The organism is Maribacter sp. 2-571 (assembly GCF_050589625.1).
Classification (GTDB): Bacteria; Bacteroidota; Bacteroidia; order Flavobacteriales; family Flavobacteriaceae; genus Pelagihabitans.
Genome location: NZ_JBNGOP010000001.1, coordinates 98596 through 120056 on the forward strand (window position 1 = coordinate 98596; position 21461 = coordinate 120056).

Here is a 21461-nt window from a genome sequence, read left to right on the forward strand (position 1 = left end):
TAATTTGTTAATAATATAGCCCTTATCAGCCATTGAAAATAGGCGTAATAGACTACTTTTAATTCTATAGTTTAACCAAAACGTTCCTATGGCATTCCAATCCGAAGAGAGACCTGGTGAATCTGTTACCAAATTCGAATCGATGCTCAAAACAGACGATGTCTATTTTTTTGATGCGGAAGATTTTGAAGAAATTATCCATTATTACCTCAACCATGGGAAAATCGCCCTGGCCAAAAAAGCCATTAAAATCGGACTTCAGCAGCACCCGGCTTCCATTGCCTTAAAATTGTTGGACGTTGAAGTGTTGGTCTTCGAGAACAATCTGGAGTTGGCGGAACGCCTGTTGGACGAATTGCAAGTATTGGATAGCAATAACGAGGAAATTTACATTCAGCGTGCCAATATTTACTCTAAAAAGGACAACCACGAAGCTGCGGTAGCCTTATTGGAAGAAGCATTGGAACTTACCACGGACAGCTTCGATATTCACTCCTTGCTTGGCATGGAGTACTTGTTCATGGACGACTTTAAACTCGCCAAGGACAACTTTATGAAATGTGTCGCCTTTGACCAACAGGACTATTCATCCCTCTACAACGTCATTTACTGTTTTGAATTTTTAGAGGATTTTGATGGCGCCATCACCTATCTTAACGACTATTTGGATAAAAATCCGTATTGCGAAGTCGCTTGGCACCAATTGGGAAAGCAGTACTATTCCAAAAAAATGTACCCCGAAGCCTTAACGTCCTTTGATTTTGCCATCATATCCGACGATACCTTTATCGGCGCCTATTTTGAAAAGGGAAAGGTGCTCGAAAAACAAGGAAAATTTGCAGAGGCGATCGAAAACTATGAAACGACCTTAAAACTGGAAGACCCCACTTCCCATGCCTATTTGCGCATCGGGCGATGCTATGAAAAGGAGGGAAATGATGAAATGGCCAAATACCACTATTACAAAACCGTTCATGAGGATCCCTTACTGGATAAGGGGTGGTTGGTCATCACCGAGTTTTACTACAAAAAAAAGAACTATAAGAAAGCCATATACTACATTAACAAGGCCCTAAATATCGATGGTGACAATCCGAACTACTGGAAAAAATGCGGAAAGATCCATACGGCGCTCAAGGACTACGACAATGCCGATTTTTCATATAAGCATGCGGTAGACCTTGGCAATTACGAGCTGGACACTTGGCTTTCATGGGCCGACGTTACGGTGTTGGACCGAAGGCATTCCGATGCACTGGAGATATTGCTCCAAGGGCAACAGTTTTATCCCGACCGGGCGGAACTTTCCTATCAAATGGCAGGAATCCATCTCTTGCAGGACGATCGTATAAACGGCCGTATCCATTTGATGAAAGCGTTAAAACAAAACCTTGAAAAATTTGAAGGGTTTCATCAAGCGTTTCCGCAATTTGCTACAGAAAGTTGGGTGCTAGAGTTGCATTCCGCATCAAAAAGAGCCTCGTAACTTTATGGGGGTTTCGATACGGTTTTATTTCTAAAATAAAGATATTTGCAGCGCTCCATAGGGCACCGTACCAACCAACTTTTTGTAAACAACCTGTATTATGGCAACGCGCAAACCGATTGATTATATTTTTATTGCACTTAAGGGCATGGCAATGGGCGCGGCCGATGTTGTTCCGGGGGTCTCCGGTGGAACCATAGCCTTTATCTCCGGTATTTACGAAGAACTAATTTCCGCTATCAACCAAATCAACCTGGATACCTTTAAAGTATTGCAGAACGATGGTTTAAAAGCGGCATGGAAACAGTTGAACGGTAATTTTCTGGTAGCGCTCTTTGCGGGTATTTTCCTAAGCCTTTTTTCCTTGGCAACTTTGGTCAGCTGGCTTTTAGAGCATGAGGCGATCCTCCTCTGGTCCTTCTTTTTCGGACTTGTTTTGGCGAGTATTTTTTTTGTCGGGAAAGAAGTGAAAAAATGGAATATCGCCACCATTGTCGTACTCCTTTTGGGGGCACTCGCCGCATACTACATAACTACCCTGCCCGCGAACGAAAATGCTGATAGCCTACCTTATTTGTTTCTTTCCGGGGCCCTCGCCGTTTGTGCCATGATACTGCCCGGAATCTCGGGTGCCTTTATACTGGTGCTCTTGGGTTCGTACAAAACAATTTTGGATGCCGTTCACGAATATGAGCTGAAAACCGTTGCCGTGGTCGCTGCAGGGGCTATTTTTGGGCTTTTAAGCTTTGCCCGACTGCTAAAATGGATGTTCAAGCATTATAAAAATATCACCTTGGCTATGTTGACCGGTTTTATTTTTGGTTCACTAAATAAAATTTGGCCTTGGAAACAAGTACTGGAAACCCGTACCTACGGGGATAAAGTAATCGTCATTCGGGAACAGAACATTCTGCCCACCGCTTTTGACGGCGAGCCTAAAATACTCTTTGCCGTTATTGCGGCCCTCTTTGGTTTTTCCCTTATTTTTATGCTGGAACGTTTGGCTTCCAAAAAGTAACTCTATGAACGAACCAAGGAGCATTATGGACAAGTGCTTTCTTGTCCTGAAAGGATTGTGCATGGGCGCCGCGAACAAGGTGCCCGGAGTATCCGGGGGAATCGTTGCCTTTGTCGGTGGTTTTTATGAGGAGTTCATTTACTCCTTGCAGCGCATCAACCTAAAAGCGTTCAAGCTTCTTGCCAACGGTCGCTTAAGAAGTTTTTACCGTTACGTGAACGGCACGTTTCTCACCCTACTCATCTTTGGGATGCTGGTCAGCTATTTCAGTGTTTCCAAACTCTTGGATTATTTTTTGGCAAAAAAAGAGCTCTTCGTATGGTCCGCCTTTTTTGGTATGATCTTAGGCTCCATCTATTATATCGGAAAGGATTTTGAACATTGGAACAAACGTACCATACCCGCAGGGTTGATAGGGCTTTTGGTGGGAGTATCCATAAGTTTTTTGAGTCCGGCCACTGAAAATGATAATTTATGGTTCGTATTTCTTTGCGGCATGATCAGCGTTTCTGGAATGACCCTTCCGGGACTGTCCGGTTCGTTTATCTTGATTCTGTTGGGTAATTATGTACTGCTGTTGGTGGATTCCGTAAACGCGCTTTACGATACCTTTTCGGAAGTGTTTCGGGGCGATTTTAGTTATGTTTCCAATGAAACGCGCTTGAATACCCTTACCATATTGGCCGTGTTCACGGCCGGATCCGCTACCGGTCTCGTTAGTTTATCGCATCTACTGTCCTTTGTACTGAAGCGCTACAAACACCTGACGACCATTACCATACTTGGTTTTATCACAGGATCCTTGGGCGTGGTTTGGCCTTGGAAAAAAACCATATACAAAACAGCGGAAAACGGAGCGATGCAGGTGGACACCAATGGCAAAGCGGTGATATTGAATTACGAACGATACCTGCCCGACTTTACCACAAGTGAAACCTGGTGGGCCTTTGTTTGCGTGGGTATTGGAATAGGAATCTTATTAGTTTTGGATTGGTATGGAAAAAAAAGAAGCAGCACGCCATAGGTACGGTTTGATCGGGAAGAACATCGGATATTCCTTTTCCCGAGGTCATTTCACGAAAAAATTTCAGGAACTGGGTCTGGACGGGCACTCCTACGAAAACTTTGACCTCCCGGATATCTCCGATTTTGAGCGTCTAAAGCACGATTTAGGTGACATTCAGGGGTTCAACGTCACCATTCCCTATAAGGAGGCCATATTCCCCTACCTTACCGAAATCGATGAAAAAGCGCTGCAGATCGGGGCGGTCAATACCATAAAAGTAGCAGGAACCACATTGCTTGGCTACAACACCGATGCTTATGGGTTTCAAAAAGCACTGGAACCAAAGCTTAAAAAACATCATCAAAAAGCATTGATCTTAGGCACCGGAGGGGCTTCAAAGGCCGTTGCCTACGTATTGGACCATTTGGGCATTTCCTTTTCGTTCGTATCCAGAAATCCAAAACCCGGACAATTTGGTTATGGACAGCTGAATTCCGATGTCATTAAAGAACATCTGGTACTCATCAATGCAACACCATTGGGCACACAACCGAACGTAACCGAAAAACCGCCCCTACCGTATGACGACATCACTGAAGACCACCTCTTGTTCGATTTGATTTACAACCCCGAGAAAACGGCTTTTTTACAAGAAGGGGAACAACGCGGCGCCACTATTAGCAACGGACTTCGTATGTTGGAACTACAGGCCGAAAAAGCCTGGGAGATATGGACCGAACGATTCGATGAAAATCGATAAAAAATACTTCGTTAACCTTCCTACCATCTCAATAGGAAATACCTTTTGGAAACGCTACCAAAACAGCGCCGTTGACCCGCCCATAGCTTTCATGAAGTGTTGACCCGGTCGGTAGATTTCCATACCGGTCGCTTCTAGGGCTCCCCTACCGGATATACAAAAGAAAAAAGACTTTTACAATCACTTTGCCATTAGCAGGGTTGTTACTATCTTGGGTTAAACAAACGTATCAACGTTCGTTTTTGTTCCGATCTGAACGAATTCATTTCAGCGGTAACGCTAATGAATACTGCGCATGAAGCCCATTATGCTCAAATAGAACGCACAGGTAACGAACGGGACATTACGGCAACAGGCACAAACAACAACCGGTAAATACAACTAAAATGCCAGAAGATAAAGAGCAAGAGGTACAACATGCCTCCGATGGAGCAAACGAAAGCAACGAGCTACCGGAAAATATAGTAAAAGAAGGGGGGAATTCCGATAAGGAACTGACCGAACCTTCCGAAGGATCGGCAACCTCCGAACCCACAGTGGCAACAGAGACAACGACGCTACCGGAGAACGCCGAAAATTCTAACGATGTCGATTCCTCAGAGGCGGCAACGGCTACAAATGATTCCCAGGAAACGCCCTCCGCGGATACCGCCAAGGACCAAGAGGTAACGGTCGAAAACCCTACGGAAACCACTAGTGATCCGGTCGTTTCCCAAGAGGTTGAAACCGAAGTGAAAAAGGAAGCTGCTCCCGAACCTGACGCTACCCGATCCGCAGAAACGAGTGATGCCGAAATTTCCGAAACGGCCATAGCACCAACGGAAAAGAAAAAACCCGAGGAAGAAGAGGCCGTACTTGCAGAGATAGATGAGGAAAACGCCGAGGACGCCGAAGATGCGGAAAACCAACAACGGCATCAAATCCCCATTTTGGACTACCATTCCATGTCCATGGAAAATTTGGTGGGAGAACTACAGCGATTAGTCCGAAACGAAAAAGTCCAGGCAATAAAAAAGCATGTGGACGGCATTAAATATGAATTCGATCAGAAATTCCAAGAGTTCATAGACGGTAAAAAACAGGATTTTGTGGCCAATGGTGGGAACGAAATCGACTTTCATTACAATTCGGTCACCAAAAGGCAATTCAACGAAGTATTTTCGGATTACCGTGAAAAACGAAACCAGTATTACAAAAACCTGGAAAACACTCTCAAGGAAAACCTTTCCAAAAGACTGGAGATCATTGAGGAGCTGAAGGGGTTGGTAAACGTTGAGGAAGATATCAATACTACCTACGCCAACTTCAAAAGTATACAGGAGCGCTGGAGAAATGCCGGGCCGGTCCCACGAACCCAGTATAATGATGTGTGGCGTACCTACCGGCATCATATGGAGATCTTTTATGATTTTCTGCATTTGAACCGGGAATTGCGCGATTTGGATTTCAAGCACAATTTGGAAGAAAAAACCAAGTTGGTCGAAAAGGCGGAAGCCCTGGCAACGGAGGAAAATTTAGGAAAGGCCTTTCGAGAGCTCCAAATGCTCCATAAAGTTTGGAAAGAAGATATCGGCCCGGTCGATAGGGACCATAGAGATGCCATTTGGGATCGTTTCAGCAATGCTACCAAGGTTCTCCACCAACGCCGACAGGAATATCATAAGGTACTGGAAGCCAGTTACGGGGATAACCTGATTCTTAAAAACGAACTCATTTCTAAAATACAGGAAATCGGGTCCAATGCCGCTACCAACCATCGTGGACTACAACAGCAAATTAAAGAGGTCGCTCAATTACGGGAACAGTTTTTTGCTGCGGGAAAAGTACCCCAACATGCGAACGAAGCAACTTGGGCCGCCTTTAAGGACGCGGTACGGACCTTCAACCATAATAAAAACACCTTTTACAAGAGCCTAAAAAAGGAACAACAACAGAATCTGGACAAAAAGCGGGCGTTACTGGCCATTGCCAATGAACTCAAGGATAGCGATGAATGGGATACCGCTACCCAAGAAATGAAGCGCATCCAGAACGAATGGAAACAAATAGGGCATGTTCCCCGAAAGTACTCCGATAGCATTTGGAAAGATTTCAAAAATGCCTGTAACCACTATTTTGACCGGCTACATGCTCGAAAAAACAGCGCGCACCAACAGGAGGAAGAAAACCTAAAGAAAAAACTGGCTTTTCTCGAAAATTTACGCGCATTCGAACTCGGAGGGGAAAAGGAAAAAGACCTGGAACGTATCAAGGGATTCGTTTCCGAATGGAAAGGTCTGGGCAGGGTACCTTACAAACAAAAGAACATTGATCAAAAATTCCAGAAAATCTTGGATGCACTTTTTAGAAAAATCGGATTGAGCAAACAAGAGGCCGAACTGTTGCAATATGGGAATAAGATCAATCAACTGTCCACTTCCGAAGATCAAGAGCGGGCCCTTGGAAACGAACGCCAATTTGTCCGTAAAAAGATTACGGAGAGCAAAAACGAAATTCGACAGCTGGAAAACAACCTTCAATTCTTCTCCAATGCCTCGGAAGACAATCCTTTGGTAAAAGATGTCATCAAAAATATCGACCGTCATAAAAAGGCGTTGGAAACCTGGCAAGGGAAACTCAAAAAATTGAACATCATGGTGCATCAGTTGCACAAAACCGAAGAAGAGGGGACAAACGAAGCGGATACCGCCCCGGAAGACACCAATGAAGAGGCGTAGTTTTGTATCGGATGTGTTGCTGGGTACCATGGCCGCTGCGATAGGTACCGAAATCGTATTCGGAGCGCACATGCCTGCGGATTATGTCCCGATAGCACTTCGGACCACCGATCCTTTTAAATTGTTCGAAAAACATTCGGAGATGACGGTATTGAACGAAAGGCCACTTAATATGGAAGCCCAGGCGCATCTGTTGGACAATAAGATCACTCCAAATTCAAAAATGTTCATTCGGAACAACGGGCTACTTCCCGAAACGATAGTACCTGAAAAATGGGAACTACAGGTGACGGGTGCCGCAGCAATACGGCCAAAACACTATACCATAAAAGACTTGAAGTCGCGCTTTACCAAACATACCTATCAACTTACTTTGGAGTGCGGCGGCAACGGCAGAAGTGAATTCTCCCCTCCGGCAAAAGGAAACCAATGGACGGTAGGTGCCGTTTCCTGTGCACAATGGTCGGGGGTTCGCTTGAGCGACATCCTTGATGATGTCGGGTTTAAAGAGAATGCGGTCTACATCGCCTACCATGCCGCTGACATCCATTTGAGCCGAGACCCCGACAAAGAACCCATTTCCCGCGGTATCCCTTTGGCAAAAGCACTTCAAAAAGAAACCTTGCTCGCTTATGAAATGAATGGTGGACCGATCCCGAACGTCCATGGATATCCGTTGCGCCTTGTTGCCGGTGGTTGGCCGGCATCCGCATCCGGAAAATGGATCCAAAAGTTACGTATACGAGATCAAGTACATGACGGGGCCAAAATGACGGGCGCCTCTTATCGGGTGCCCTGCGAACCTGTTGCGCCGGGAGCAAAAGTAGCGGACAAGGACCTTTGTATTATCGAATCGATGCCGGTGAAATCATTGATCACCTATCCAAAAACCGGGGCCATGTTTCCTATGGATAAAAAATTCAGCATTCGAGGGCATGCATGGGCAGGGGAACTTCAGGTTTCAAAAATGGAATACTCCATTGACTTTGGGGCCAATTGGCAAGAGTGCATGTTGGAAAAACCCGTCAATCGTTTGGCTTGGCAACAATTTTCGGCCGCTGTCAGCTTCCCTAAAAAAGGCTATTATGAAGTATGGGCGCGGGCTACGGACGCCAAGGGAAATAGCCAACCCATGGTGGTTCCGGGCTGGAATCCCAAGGGGTACCTCAACAACGCCTGTCACCGAATTGCCGTAAAAGTAACCGCTTGACCAAACCACTACGATGCATTTAAAAGGTATCGACTTATGGGAAAAGAAGAAAACGTTTTTTCCACATGGCATTAAAGTAGCGGTACATAGTTGCCGGTAATACGATTTGTAATCCGTTAAACTACTGACTGTAACCTGCGACCGCCGACTTGTTGAAAATTTATAGCTCCAACCACTCGGGGCAAAGGCTAGTACTACAGTGTATTTTTTTAACCAACGATCGTTATTAATGAACGGCCAAAAAAATAAAGGAGGGGATTCCAAAGAAAAGGGGACAAACGGTTTTCCGTTCCGATGGATCGCCCTTGTATTCCTATTGCTTACCATCGGCCTGGTCATCCATCAAAAAAACACCTTTGTTTCGCGTACTGAAGAACTGCCCCCGACCTTAGATCAGGATACGAACATTGTGGACGGTATTCATACGCCCACCGGTCTCATAGTGGCCGACGGATTTACCGAGGTAGTCAATAACTGTACTACCTGCCATTCGGCACAATTGATCATCCAAAACCGGATGGGACGCGAGGCATGGGTTTCAACGATACGATGGATGCAGGAAACCCAAAACCTTTGGGACCTGGGTGCGCAAGAAGAAATCATCCTTTCCTATTTGACCGCTAATTATCCTCCCAAAAAAACCGCCCGCAGGCAACCGCTACAACAGGAGGAATGGTATCCGTTGGAATGACCTTATTTTGAACCGAGTATTTGTATCATTTCGTCTTTGGAAATAGTAGCCTGTTGCCAAAATACGATCATCTAAAGCTATTACAGCAGTACGTTACTGCCGCAATATGAGTATATTCGAAATGCAATCGAACGCTGAACATGTTACACCTCATTGAAATAAACGAAAATTCCAAAATACCCAAGTATCAACAGATCGTAAACTCGGTCCTATCTGCCTTGGGGAACGGGCAAATGAAGGTAAACGATAAACTGCCCTCGGTCAACGACCTATGGTTGGAGTTCGATATTTCCCGCGATACCATTGTAAAGGCTTATGACCATTTAAAAACCATGAAGCTTATCGATTCGGTTCCCGGAAAAGGATACTACGTGACCAATGACGATTTAAAGTTACAAGCCAAGGTGTTTTTGCTGTTCAATAAACTCAGCGCACATAAAAAAATCATCTACGATGCATTTTCAAAAGCGCTCGGCGACCAAGCTACGATAGACTTCTTTATTTATGACAACAACTACAGACAGTTCAAAAACTTAATAACCGCCAGTAAGACCCGTAATTATTCGCATTACGCCATCATTTGCCATTTTGAAGAGGGTGGTGAAGATGTGCTGGATTTTGTTCGCAATGAGATCCCCGAGGAAAAACTGTTGATTTTGGATAAACATATTGCCGCGTTCAAGTCCGTTCCCGCAAGTGTTTACCAAGATTTTGAACACGATATTTACGCCGCCTTGGAGCAATTGAACCCCCAGCTAAAGAAATACCAACAACTAAAACTGTTGGTTCCCAAAAAAACCTATCATCCCGTTGAGATCAAAAAGGGGTTTTTTAAATTCTGCGGAACCTACGCCTATGATTTTAAAATTATTGATGCCATTGCTGACGAGATTATAGAAAAACACACCGTTTACATTAATCTAAGGGAAAAAGATTTGGTAACCCTTATCAAAAAAATAAAGGCTACCGATTATCGGCTCGGTAAGGATGTCGGCATCATTTCCTATAACGACACCCCCATAAAAGAGGTATTGTTGGACGGTATTACAGTAATTTCTACCGATTTTGAAAAGTTGGGCCAGCAGGCCGCTCAACTCATACTCGACAATAAGAAAGAGCAATATAAAAACCCTTTTTATGTAATTCCCCGGAAGTCCTTGTAAAAGTACCTGTTAGCGCATGTAAAGGCATTCCATAAGCAAATACGCAAGCTTATCGATCTTGAAGCAATACTTGGACGGAAAGGATATCGTCTTTTTCCGATTTGTAAAGCCTCCGTTTTCTCCACACAAGTTGATTTTGCGGTAATGGGGATTTCTCACCATTACGAAATAGAAATTATCCATACTGGTCAATGTAGGAAAGGGTTTCAAACACTACCGAACAATGCCATCATTAACGATACGAACGAACCTTTTAACGGTTTTTAACGTATGTATACTACTCCAATTCAATTTTTCGTGAAAAGTTGATATCGCAAATGAGAAAATCTCTTTTTTATTTGGTTGTCTTTTTGTTTTTCCTTCAGCAAGGAATGGCACAAGATTTTGTATTCAAACCTTATGGGACTAAAGACGGCCTGTCCCACAGCTTGGTAAAATGTTTTCAAGAAGATGACAATGGGTATTTGTGGATCGGTACCGAGTACGGTCTGAACACTTTTGACGGTCTTTATTTCGATACCTTTTTACCGGATCGGACCGTGGAAAATGCGTTGTTGAAAGCGGATGTTTCGGGACTCTATAAAACATCGGACGGAGACCTGGTCATTTCCTATGCCTATGGCGGTTTTTCGCTATACCGTACAAAGGCCAAACGGCTTACCAACATGGATGGGGATGCCAAAACCATAGACGCAAAGGCAGCTATAGTACAAGCAATTACCGAGGACTCCGAAGATATCTGGATTGGCACCTCCGATGGCCTTTTTAAAATCGACAAAGAAGACCATAGGCATGTAACACAAGTACCCGTGACACCGAACAAGGCCATGGGCATCTCGAGTTCCGAAGTAAACGCATTGCTCCTTGATTCATCGGGAAACCTTTGGATCGGCACGGAAAATGGGCTGAACCTGCTCAGAAAAAAATCGGGTCGTTTCGAACAGTATTACAACCATCAGCACAACGATCATTCACTATCAAACAACAAGATTACCGCAATTGCGCAATCAACCGATGGTCAAATTTTTATCGGTACGGGTTTCGGACTCAATCAAATTACCAAAATACCCAAAGGTTCCGATGGCAAAAAACTGTGGTTCAAACGCACGCTAAAATTTGCTAAAAACAGAACGGCGACCGGTATCCAAAAAATTAAATGCAGTGCCAATCGTACGGTATGGGTAGGATATGAAAAAGGTGTTGCCAAAATTTCAAAAGAGGGCATCCGCTGTTTTTTGGATTCCGATAGCTTTTTGGACGTTACCGGTCACAATTTTATAAATACAATCGTTGAAGATCGCTGGGGAAGGGTCTATTTTATCAATCGAGCGGCCCCTACCAGTCTTTTTGTCTACCATCCCCTAACCGATCAAATGAAGGTTTATGACGAAAATAGCCCAGACCAAATTGGCTTGAAGGGGAATCAAATTTCTGCCGTTTACATCGATTCCAATGATTTTCTTTGGTTGGGAACCATCAAGGACGGCATGCTAAAATGCGATTTAAACGCAAAGCCATTTCGCAAACTTTCTTTGGGAAACGATGGCACTGCCCCCACTCCCGGGAAGGACATTTATGCAATACATCAAACGGAGGACGGTACGTTATGGGTCGGTACCAATACAGGATTGGTACGCAAGCACCCTTCCAAAGCCAACACCCGTTTGTTCGATAAAAAGCGTACGGAAACCTTGACCGGTAACATTATCGGGAGTCTTCTGGAGGATAGCGAAAAACGACTTTGGGTGGGATATTATGACTATAAGGTGAGTTACCTTCATCCGCAAACGAACCGGTTCAAACATTATCGGTATCGTTTGAACGATTCCACGGCCTTTCCACTTTGGTCGGTCCGGGATATGATACAAGGGAAAGACCGAAGTCTTTGGTTTACCGCTACCAGCGGGTTGTTGGCCCTGTACAAGCCAGAAACGGATGGTTTCGAAAAAATAGTACCTACGGGGTTTGAAACCCTATTCAACGGTTTTGGCAATGCCCTGGAAGAAGGAGAAGATGGTACGCTATATATCGCTACCAATCAGGAAGGCTTGGTAGCCTATCACCCGAAAACCGGTAAGGTGCAACAGTTTCTACATAAAGAAAACCGTTCTTCAAGTATTTCGTCGAACTTGGTGAACGCTCTTCACTTAGACACTGAAAATCAATTATGGATAGGCACCGAAGGGGGCAGCTTGGATCGCTTCAATAGTAAAGACAATACTTTTGAGCACTTCCACCTGAACGGCCCAGGTAGCTATTATACCATAAACACCATTGAGGAGGACGACAAGGGATTTCTTTGGCTGGGAACCAACGAGGGGCTCATCCGGTTTCATCCTAAAACCGGTGCCAAAAGGGTGTTCACCTTTGAGGATGGACTTGCCGATGATGAATTTAACCGGGGCGCCAGCTATAAAGCAAAAAACGGCAGCTTGTTTTTTGGTGGACCGGAAGGGGTAACACATTTTCATCCCAACGGCATCGAAAGCAATCCCTACAAGCCAAGGGTCATATTAAATGCGATTTCTGTTTCCGGAAATAGAACCGCTCCGACCGATAAGAACGGGGTGTTGACCATTTTGCCGGACACCCTTGCCGTAAAGCGGACTTTAGAACTCGCCCATGACCAAAACGATGTTACTTTTCGGTTTACTATAATACACCATGCGGCCCCCGAAAAAAACGTTTTAAAATACCGTCTTGTCGGTTTTGAAAACACATGGAAAACGGCCTTTTCGGGGCAACAATTCGTAGAATACACCAACTTGAACCCTGGCGACTATACGTTTGAGATCATTGGCGAAAATGGTGATGCAGAAGCTTCTTCGGAAAACATCGCTTTCCATCTTCATGTTCGTCCCCCGTTTTGGAGTACCCTTTGGTTTCGTTTTCTTCTTCTCGCCGGTGCACTTGCCCTAGGGTATCTTTGGTTTAAACATAGGACAAGGGCCCTTCGCGACCAAAAACTACTGTTGCAACGAGAGGTTGCCATGCGTACCGAACAACTAGAGGCCAAAACCGAAACCCTGTTTCAGCAAAAAGAGGAAATTTCACAACTTGCTGCCGACCTACAACAGGCCAATGAAAGCCGATTGCATTTTTTCACAAACATCTCGCATGAACTAAGAACGCCGTTAACTCTTATCTTAGGCCCTGTGACCACACTGTTAAAAAACGGTGCCCTTTCCTCGAATATTCGAAATCAACTTTCGATCGTACAACGTAACGCCAATCGCTTGCTCAGCCTAACCAATGAACTGCTCTACATCCGAAAGTTGGAGTCGGGAATCGTACGGTTACAGATTACACACTGTAACCTCCCTTTGACCATAAAAACAATTAGCACCAGTTTTCGTCCTTTAGCAACAAAAAACCAAATCGCTTTCGATATTAGTATCGACGCTTCCGTGACCTTCGGTTTTATCGATGTTGAAAAATTGCATAAAATACTGAACAACCTTTTATCCAACGCCATAAAATACACCAGGCCTGGAGGAACGGTAAAACTGTTGGTATCCCAAACGCGAGGCAAGCTCCATATCAATGTAACGGATACGGGAATCGGTATCGCCACGGAAAACATACCCAAGCTGTTCGACCGGTATTATAGAGCGCAAAACGCTGCTTCCAAAAATCCGGACGGGGCCGGAATCGGACTGGCTTTGACCAAGGAGTTGGTGGAACTGCACAAGGGGACTATTGCACTTGAAAGCTGCCTGGGAAAGGGCACCACGTTTAGCGTACGCATCCCGATCGACCAAGCTGCCTATACCGAAGGGGAAATGCCTGTCACGGAAACGAAAACGATATTAAATGGTCCTACTACTAGTTACGGGACAAATATTCCAACCGCTACGGACATCACCACATCAAAGCTTTCCCAGGCCAATATTTTACTGGTCGAGGACAATGAGGACATGCGCAATTACATTGCCTCCCTCCTAACCAAGACCTATAAGGTGATGGTTGCGGCAGATGGCTTTCAGGCTATGGAAAAATTAAAAAAAACGAACGTAGCCCTTGTTATTAGCGATGTTATGATGCCCAATATGACGGGCCTTCAATTGTGCGAAAAACTAAAGTCCAGTATGGACACCTGCCATATACCCATACTCCTTTTGACTGCAAAAACCGCCAATACGGCCAAACTTAAAGGTTTGAGTGCAGGGGCCGATGATTACCTGACCAAGCCATTCCATGCCGATATGTTACTGCTTAAAATCGGTAACATCCTAAACACCCGGAACAAACTCAAACAACGATTGAGGCGAGAGGTGCTTACCCTGCCGTCGGAAATTGCGCTACATGAAAAAGATGCCATGTTCTTAAAAAAGGCAATTTCGGCAGTGGAGGCCAATATTTCGGACAGTACTTTTAACGTAGTTCAATTTTGTAAGACAATGGGAATGAGCAAACCGGTGTTGAATCGAAAATTAAACGCGTTGACAGATCTGGTTCCCAGTAAATTTATACGGCATGTACGTTTGAAACGTGCCGCCGTTCTGCTCAAAAACAACCAGGGTACCATTCGCGAAATCATGTATGAAACCGGTTTTTCCAACTCTTCATATTTTGCAAAAGTATTCAAGGAAACGTTCGGGGTGAACCCCACGGAATATGCAGACCCTACATTGGGCTAAGGGATCAAACAGTTTACAAAAGGATGTATTTTGGCCCCGAACTACCCTATAAACAAGGGCTTACAACACCTTCTTTCCAAAATTGTCCTATTCCGTTTTAAAATTGTCCTGCTTGTACGGGGGCATCCACTACATTGGTTTTCGAAACAGCAATACTTGTAGAAAACCTAAAATTCACCCCAATGAAAACAAAAAAAAGCTTTCTTCTTAAAACGGTACAATGCTCATGGATCCTTCTGTTTCTAATGGCATTTTCGGCAACCGCACAGGACTATACCTGGAAACGGGTAAAAATTGGTGCCGGTGGCTGGGTTACCGGAATGGACATTCAAAAAAATGGGCGTTATGCCTATTGCCGGACCGATGTGGGCGGTGCCTACCGATTGGACTTACAGGGCAATTCCACCGAATGGAAACAGCTATTATCGGTTACCTCCATGCCCGCTTCAAAAGTAGGCTTGGGCCGGGCTTTTGAACCGGACGAATCGAAAACGTTTAAAGGGGTGGCAAGTATCCGCCCTGCTACTTCGGACGAGAATCGAGTGTATATGATGTATAACGACATTATGTACCGCAGCAACAATAAAGGTGATACATGGACCCCTACCACACTTAATGTAAAAACCCTCTCCAATGAAAGCGGTCAAGATTCCAAGCTTGTCGGGGAGCGTATAACCGTAGACCCCGTAAACAAGGACGTAGTATATTATGGTTCCAATGAAAACGGCCTTTACCTCACTTCCAATGCCGGGAACGATTGGACCAAGATCAATGCTATTCCCGACGGAACGGCACCTTTTGGTATAACCGGTATCGAAATCGATGCTTCCAGCCCAACCACCAATGGAAAAAAAACGACCATTTATGTAGCGGTGCGCGACCTCGGTATTTACCGCAGTACCAATGGGGGTTCCAATTGGGGAAAAATGTCGGCACCGAGTAGCAGTTATCAAATAACCGATACCGCAATAGACGCCGACGGAACGTTTTATTATACCACTTACAATGGCGGGGTGTTTCGTTTTAAAAATGGCAACTGGTCTACCCTACCCTCTCCTTCGAACTTCCTCATCGATGTCTCCGTCGATCCATTCGATACCAATAATGTAGTGATCACCAACATTTCCGGTACCTTATATGCTTCCAAGAATCAAGGTGATGGCGGATGGATAGCGACCGATGACGAGAAGAGTATTACCGCAAATGACATTCCTTGGTTGGCCTGGGCAGATGAAGAAAATTTTCTATCCGTTGGCGAAGTGGTCCATGATCCAAAAGTCAACGGAAGGCTATGGATGTCCAACGGAACAGGGGTATACTATGCCGACTACGGGATGACGGCCGGTGAAGTAAACTGGATTTCAAGAAACGTGGGGATTGAGGAACTGATCTGTAAAGACGTTATAAAAGCACCAGGGCAAAAATTGGTACAACTGAGTATGGACCGACCCATTTTTGTTATCGAGGACGAAGATGAGTTTCCGAATAGGCATTTTCCGGACGATCAATTTCAATCGGCTTGGGACGGCGATTATTGTGCCGGAACACCCCAGTTTATGGCCGTCATCATGTCCAATGAAAATTTCTTTAAAGAGCATGAAACAAGCGGATGGTCGGACGATGGTGGCCGTACCTGGACCCGTTTTGCATCCATGCCCGATTGGCCCGGCAAAAAAGAACAGAACAAGTTGGAACAAGGTTATGGTTCCATTGCCGTTTCGAGTACGGACCCAAATAACATCCTAATGAACAACACCGGACTTTTTACCGGTGTGGCACCCTCGGAAGAAAATCTGACAAACCTGTATTACACCGCCAACCGAGGTGTCAGCTGGCAAAAATCGCAGGGTATTCCGGAACGGAACGGACACCCGGTTCGTTATCATAATCGAAAAAATATTTGCGCCGATGCCATTTCGCCAAGTACCTTTTATTTTTACCACTGGATCGAAGGCGGCTTGTTCAAATCTACCGATAAGGGACAATCCTTTACCAAGGTAAACAGTACTTTGCCGGCCTCTGCCGTTCACTTGGTATTGAAACCTGTATTGGGAAAGGAAGGCCATATTTTATGGTCCGCAGGTTATGACAGAGACTCCCCCTTAATGCTATCTACTGACGGTGGGGTTACCTTTACCAGCATTTCCGGGGACAATGTGGTTTACAACTTCGGCATCGGAAAAGCATTGAACGATTATCCGACCATTTTTGTACAGGGCCGGTTCAATGGTCAGGACGGATACTACCGCTCTACCGATCGTGGGGCCAGCTGGCAACAAATAGGGACGTTCCCCTTGGACACTTATGGTACCATAGGCGGTATGGACGGTGATAAGGAAGTTTTTGGCAAAGTATATGTCGGTACGGAATCGTTCGGAGTCTTTTCCGGTACTTCCGGCGGAGAAACGACCGTAGCCGTAGATGGAATCGTATTGACCCCAAGCACCGCAAGTGTTCAGGTAGGCGAGACCGTGCAACTTCAAAAATCCGTTAGCCCGGCAAACGCCACCAACAAGGCAGTAACCTGGATATCGGACGATACCGCTGTTGCCATGGTCGATTCCAATGGAAAAGTAAGTGGCATCGCTCCAGGGAACGTAACGGTTACGGCCACCACACGGGATGGAAATAAAACGGCAACTTCGACCATTACTGTTACGGAAGGCACGACCGGAGGCAATGGCCAAAATTACGGGTTTGAAACCGGTAATCTGTCCGGTTGGGATACCACGGGTACGCCAGGTATCGAAACTTGGGCGGCACGGACCGGAAATTATGGAGCCGTTTTGACCGCTTCATCCGATGTGCTTCGGAAAGACTTGACCGGACTTTCGCCCAATACCACCTATGCCATTACGGTCTGGACCTATGTTGACGGTACTTCCGGTTCGCTGTCCGTTTCGGCATCGGATTTTGGAGGCGCTACGGTAACCAAAAACAGTGTTACCACCTTATCCTGGATAAAGACCGATATTACGTTTTCTACCGGGGTATCGAACACCATCGCAACACTGACCTTGAAAGCATCTGAAATGCCTTTGGGATGGATCTGGCTCGATGACATTTCGCTGGAGACCATAGGAACTATCAGTATACCTCCCAGCGATATTACCGCCACACCAAACGAAACAGAACTCCTGGTGGGTGCCGCACAGGCCATCACCGTTGTCGTAAACCCGTCAAACGCTACGGACAAAACAGTTTCCTATAGTTCCAACGATACTTCCATTGCTACAGTGGACGCCAACGGAACCATAACCGCCGTATCGCCGGGCAATACGGCAATTGTTATCCGGGCCGTACTTGGCAATGCCACGACCACGGTAAACGTCACCGTATTAGAGGAAAACAGTACCAACCTCATCCAAAACCCCGGTTTTGAACGAAACACACCTTTGGAGTTTTGGGGCGCCTATAATGCTGCGGTACGGGTGAAGAACCGAAAAACCGGACAGTTCGGGGTACGTATGGGGGGCAATGCCAATACCGACGGATACCTGTCGCAAGTAGTTACAGATTTAACGCCAAATACCACCTATACCTTAGGCTTTTGGAGCAAAACCAACAACGGGAATACGATGTATGCAGGGGTAAATCGTAGTGGGGACGACCAACAGCTCGCCCTAACTGCCACGACATGGACAGAAAACACCCTGACGTTTACTACGGGAGCCAACAATACCGAAGCGGAAGTTTACCTATGGATCGGTAATGGACAAACCGGCTTTGCCGATGATTTTGAATTGACACAGGGCGGTAGTCCGCGTTTGACCGGTACGATTTCGGATAATCAAGAAATACGGATCTATCCCAACGGCACCAAGGGCGATTTCACGGTTTCCTTAGGCAAGGAAGGGGTATCCAGAGCCCTCCAAATTTTTGATCTTCAAGGAAGGTCGGTGTATCAAAAATCGGTCACCGGTTCCGAAATAACCTTAAATACTTCAACATTGCGGTTACCATCAGGTCTTTATCTTGTAACTGTTAGGGATGGAAACACCGAACAGACAACTAAGCTGATTGTAGAGTAAATACCCACCGGTTAACTTCGCAAAAGATATTTGACAATCAGGGTCTTACCAAAAGTCAGGCCCTGTATTTTTTTAAAAGCTATAAAATCCCTTCCCTGCTGTTGATAGTGTTATTTCGTATTTGGCCTGCCACATCTTCAATACCACTACTGCTTCTGTCCCAAATGTTTAGCTACCTACCGCTTTCAAACTGCATTGTAAAATTTTATTGTTGGTAATCTTTTCTTTCGTTTTTTACGTATATCAAAAAGCGTTAATGCTCGACCAAGCACAGCTACTTCAAGACAAGTTTTCATACTCGGCGTTATACTCACCATTAAAATGCTTAAAATGAAAAACAGTTACCCCTCGAAATTACATCTTTTAATAAACTCGGTTCGTTTGCTAACGTCATATAAGGTGTTTCTCTATTAGTATACGATAGACCAGATGTTTTTCCCTTTTTGTATGCAAAATTCCAGCGTTTTTTGAATAATACAAAAGAGTGATTTCTTTACGTTTGCTTTACTACTAGATTCACTGCTCAACGGTACCGATTCGTTTTTAAAGAAGGGACATATTATCCACCGAACATGTTCCGAATGATGTCATCGTAATACGCCTATTGGACAGGCTATCCAAGAGATCAAAATAAGATTTCAATACGGAACACTATCTAAGACTCCCTAAAACCGAAGCTCAATACCTTTTATTGGAATGGAAGTCTTCATTTTTCGGGCTATTCATCACAAATGGAGCAAAAAATACCCTTTAAACTTAAAAACAACTACAATCTATTAAAAAAGACATGAAAAAGTTATCACATTCCGCATTACTAGCATTACTTTTTGTCATCACCAATGGCACCTTCCTATCCGCTCAGAATGAAACCTGGCGCCACAAGGGCAATGTCATCCATAATGGGGAGGCTATCTTTCCCATAGGATACTGGATGGAGTTTAATGAGATAGAAAAAAAGGAATCAGCCGTTGAAGTTTTGGGAAATTCCGGTTTTGATATGATTACCTACGGAGTACCTAAATCACTTTTCGGTCGTTTGACCAATGTTTTTAATACCGCCGATGCGTATGACGTCAGAGTGGCCTATGGGCTTTTTGGAAGTACAGCACCTATATCTCCCAACTTAAGTCCGGCCGATGACGTGATATTTACCGATCAAGGAAATAACATTAGAAACAACCCCTCTTTTTTAGGATATTATCACAGTGATGATGTATTTAGGCTAACTGCGAAACAGCTGAATGATAAACAAGAGTTGGTGAAACGTTTAGATAATGACCACCTTACCTTTCACAGCTCTTCCGCAGCTATATTCAGTACCGATCCTGAATATGTGTCCTCGGCTGATGCACCCGGAGTACAAAGCTATCCTGTTAGCAGCGCGTGGTTACACAATACCTATGTAGGTACATTGACCTTGGTCAAGGCAAGTCGGTTATGGGATAAAGTTCCCGTACTCCACGGACAAACTACAAACAACAACGACTTTTTTAAAGACGGCCAACGTTGGCTGACTCCAAGCGAATTTGATGCTCATACGTATTTAGGCGTTATCGCAGGGGCTAAATCAATTTTTTACTACACTTTTGGGAAAACAAATGTCGCCACCGAAAACGGTTTAAACATTGACAAACCGGACATATGGGAAAAGTCGATACAAATTAAGAACGAACTGCGCAGTATAGAACAAGTATTGCTCTTTGGTCAATTGCATTTTTCACCATTTAATCCCAATTATGACGTGTATTATGGCTATTGGATTTTTGGAGACAAAGTATATGTAATCGTTGTAAACTCTTTTCAGGAAGTACGAGGAAACGCTGAGCGATATATTTCTATCGAAGATCTTCCAAACAACGTATCAAACCTAAAACCATTATTTAAAAATAATGGACGAAGACATACACTAAGCTTAAATGGAAATATATTGGAGGGACTACTTCAACCTACTGATGTACAAGTGTATACACTCGATTACAAAGACCCAATTGTTTTGAATGGTAATTTTAACGACAAACCTGTGCATTGGGATATCAGTGGAACTGCCGAAATACGTACAGAAGGCAAAAACAAGTTCTTAAAAGCGAACGCAACTCCAAACGCTACTTCCATAAAGAGAGATTTGCGCTATCGCATTCTACCCAACCGGAATTATACCCTGAAAGCAGATCTGAAATCAGATCGGGCCGATGGCGGGGTAACAGTTTTTGTTCAGTTTAGGGATTATAAAGATAATATTATCGCTACTCATAATATTGGCGCAACAACTCGAAATTGGAAAACAAAATCGGTCAGTTTCAAAGCACCTAACGTCTACGGTACCGCCGTTGTGGGAGTCTGGAGACGCAAGAACAGTACAGGGGACGCTTTCGTCGATAACATTTCAGTATTCCAAGGTGCAAGTTCAAAAATAGTTGCCTCCAAAAGTGTCGTAAAAAACTCCGACACGTCTTTATTAGTATTTCCCAACCCAACGAAGGACGTTCTTCAACTGAATAGCGAACTGTTTCAAAACACTATCAAAGAAATCAACATTTTTAACTTACAAGGCAAAATTGTCCGTCGGTTCACGGCAAATGACCTGCCCGCCGTCACTGAACCTGTACTGGATGTTTCTGCCATGGGAGCAGGAATGTACATTCTTAATATCACTTTTTCACAAGGCACCACCAAGAGTACCCCATTTGTTATCAAAAATTAAAAAACACCACCTATATAAACAATTAAACATTGGTTATG

At 44.6% G+C, this 21461-nt stretch carries 11 protein-coding genes; all 11 read left to right on the top strand.

The features are described from left to right. The first annotated feature begins 88 nt into the window (after window positions 1–88). Window positions 89–1486, top strand: a complete 1398-nt coding sequence (locus tag ACRD7P_RS00395; protein WP_430905481.1) for a tetratricopeptide repeat protein — start codon at window positions 89–91, stop codon at window positions 1484–1486. Between the two features lie 100 nt (window positions 1487–1586). Then, window positions 1587–2504: a DUF368 domain-containing protein gene (locus ACRD7P_RS00400; protein WP_430905482.1), complete on the top strand. Its 918-nt coding sequence runs from the start codon at window positions 1587–1589 to the stop codon at window positions 2502–2504. A gap of 4 nt (window positions 2505–2508) precedes the next feature. Next, on the top strand, window positions 2509–3528 hold the full coding sequence (locus ACRD7P_RS00405; protein ID WP_430905483.1) for a DUF368 domain-containing protein: 1020 nt from the start codon (window positions 2509–2511) through the stop codon (window positions 3526–3528). Continuing rightward, window positions 3500–4270 (top strand): shikimate dehydrogenase family protein, encoded by a 771-nt coding sequence (locus ACRD7P_RS00410; RefSeq protein WP_430905484.1) that lies wholly within the window; start codon window positions 3500–3502, stop codon window positions 4268–4270. The genes ACRD7P_RS00405 and ACRD7P_RS00410 overlap by 29 nt, the downstream gene beginning before the upstream one ends. Before the next feature lie 386 nt (window positions 4271–4656). After that, on the top strand, window positions 4657–6987 hold the full coding sequence (locus ACRD7P_RS00415) for a DUF349 domain-containing protein (RefSeq protein ID WP_430905485.1): 2331 nt from the start codon (window positions 4657–4659) through the stop codon (window positions 6985–6987). After that, window positions 6974–8197, top strand: coding sequence for a sulfite oxidase (locus tag ACRD7P_RS00420; protein WP_430905486.1), 1224 nt, complete (start codon window positions 6974–6976; stop codon window positions 8195–8197). The genes ACRD7P_RS00415 and ACRD7P_RS00420 overlap by 14 nt, the downstream gene beginning before the upstream one ends. Before the next feature lie 229 nt (window positions 8198–8426). Beyond that, the gene (locus ACRD7P_RS00425) at window positions 8427–8888 is read left to right on the top strand and encodes a monoheme cytochrome C (RefSeq protein ID WP_430905487.1); all 462 of its coding nucleotides are present in this window, start codon (window positions 8427–8429) and stop codon (window positions 8886–8888) included. A gap of 140 nt (window positions 8889–9028) precedes the next feature. Continuing rightward, window positions 9029–10051: a GntR family transcriptional regulator gene (locus ACRD7P_RS00430; RefSeq protein ID WP_430905488.1), complete on the top strand. Its 1023-nt coding sequence runs from the start codon at window positions 9029–9031 to the stop codon at window positions 10049–10051. Between the two features lie 317 nt (window positions 10052–10368). Next, window positions 10369–14691, top strand: coding sequence for a hybrid sensor histidine kinase/response regulator transcription factor (locus tag ACRD7P_RS00435; protein ID WP_430905489.1), 4323 nt, complete (start codon window positions 10369–10371; stop codon window positions 14689–14691). A gap of 182 nt (window positions 14692–14873) precedes the next feature. Next, window positions 14874–18722 (top strand): Ig-like domain-containing protein, encoded by a 3849-nt coding sequence (locus tag ACRD7P_RS00440; RefSeq protein WP_430905490.1) that lies wholly within the window; start codon window positions 14874–14876, stop codon window positions 18720–18722. Window positions 18723–19509: 787 nt separating this feature from the next. Further along, window positions 19510–21423, top strand: coding sequence for a T9SS type A sorting domain-containing protein (locus ACRD7P_RS00445; RefSeq protein WP_430905491.1), 1914 nt, complete (start codon window positions 19510–19512; stop codon window positions 21421–21423). Window positions 21424–21461: the final 38 nt, after the last annotated feature.

What these genes read in the sequence shown, in the direction of transcription:
- ACRD7P_RS00435 (WP_430905489.1), top strand. Translation starts at nt 10,369, where the DNA reads ATGAGAAAATCTCTTTTTTATTTGGTTGTCTTTTTGTTTTTCCTTCAG.
- ACRD7P_RS00445 (WP_430905491.1), top strand. Translation starts at nt 19,510, where the DNA reads ATGAAAAAGTTATCACATTCCGCATTACTAGCATTACTTTTTGTCATC.
- ACRD7P_RS00395 (WP_430905481.1), top strand. Translation starts at nt 89, where the DNA reads ATGGCATTCCAATCCGAAGAGAGACCTGGTGAATCTGTTACCAAATTC.
- ACRD7P_RS00405 (WP_430905483.1), top strand. Translation starts at nt 2,509, where the DNA reads ATGAACGAACCAAGGAGCATTATGGACAAGTGCTTTCTTGTCCTGAAA.
- ACRD7P_RS00400 (WP_430905482.1), top strand. Translation starts at nt 1,587, where the DNA reads ATGGCAACGCGCAAACCGATTGATTATATTTTTATTGCACTTAAGGGC.
- ACRD7P_RS00415 (WP_430905485.1), top strand. Translation starts at nt 4,657, where the DNA reads ATGCCAGAAGATAAAGAGCAAGAGGTACAACATGCCTCCGATGGAGCA.
- ACRD7P_RS00420 (WP_430905486.1), top strand. Translation starts at nt 6,974, where the DNA reads ATGAAGAGGCGTAGTTTTGTATCGGATGTGTTGCTGGGTACCATGGCC.
- ACRD7P_RS00425 (WP_430905487.1), top strand. Translation starts at nt 8,427, where the DNA reads ATGAACGGCCAAAAAAATAAAGGAGGGGATTCCAAAGAAAAGGGGACA.
- ACRD7P_RS00440 (WP_430905490.1), top strand. Translation starts at nt 14,874, where the DNA reads ATGAAAACAAAAAAAAGCTTTCTTCTTAAAACGGTACAATGCTCATGG.
- ACRD7P_RS00430 (WP_430905488.1), top strand. Translation starts at nt 9,029, where the DNA reads ATGTTACACCTCATTGAAATAAACGAAAATTCCAAAATACCCAAGTAT.
- ACRD7P_RS00410 (WP_430905484.1), top strand. Translation starts at nt 3,500, where the DNA reads ATGGAAAAAAAAGAAGCAGCACGCCATAGGTACGGTTTGATCGGGAAG.